The following is a 584-nucleotide window of genomic DNA, read 5'->3' on the forward strand; positions in this document are numbered from 1 at the left end:
TTCTCAGTGGTGGTCATCGTGGGTCCTCCTGCTCGTTCTGGTTGTCAGTGTCCTCGGTTTGTGCCGGTGACGCCAGTGCTCGCCACAACGCCCGGGTCGCGACAGCGCGCAGGACGTCTCGTTCGGTTCGGGTGATGAGCGGCGAGTCGGTCACCGGTGTGTAGATGTCCCAGCCCAGGGCGGCTTCGGCCTCGTTCTCGCTGGTGGTGCGTTCGAGGCACCAGGTGATCCGCTGCCAGGCTTGGGCGCGTTTGTCGGCCACGGTGCGTTGACGGACGGTCAGGGCGACGCCGACCACGGCGAGGACGCCGACGATCAGGGTGACCCAGGCTTGTGCGGGCATCAGGGGCGTTCCTTCCAAGTGGTGCGAGGTTGGTTGCCCCGGTGCCGTCATGCACCGGGGCGGTCGTTTACCGGCGTGAGGTTCCGCGGACGATGTCGCCTTCGATGTAGGTGAACCCGTCTCCGCGGCCGTCACGGAGCGCGAAGTGGTAGTCCGCTTGGACCCAGACGGTATCGAAGTGTCCGGCATCGGTGAGTGTGCCGAGTAGGTCTCGGTCGGCTCCGTTGGGGAAGAACGCGAC

General features: G+C 66.1%; 1 protein-coding gene. It reads right to left on the reverse strand.

The window, feature by feature from the left end:
- Positions 1-13 precede the first annotated feature (13 nt).
- Positions 14-343, reverse strand: a complete 330-nt coding sequence (locus tag BH93_RS27765; protein WP_032393544.1) for a hypothetical protein — start codon at positions 341-343, stop codon at positions 14-16.
- Positions 344-584: the final 241 nt, after the last annotated feature.

This window comes from Rhodococcoides fascians A25f (assembly GCF_000760935.2).
Taxonomy (GTDB): Bacteria; Actinomycetota; Actinomycetes; order Mycobacteriales; family Mycobacteriaceae; genus Rhodococcoides.

Excerpts from the sequence above, each read along its gene's own strand:
- BH93_RS27765 (WP_032393544.1), bottom strand. The coding sequence starts at position 343 with ATGCCCGCACAAGCCTGGGTCACCCTGATCGTCGGCGTCCTCGCCGTG.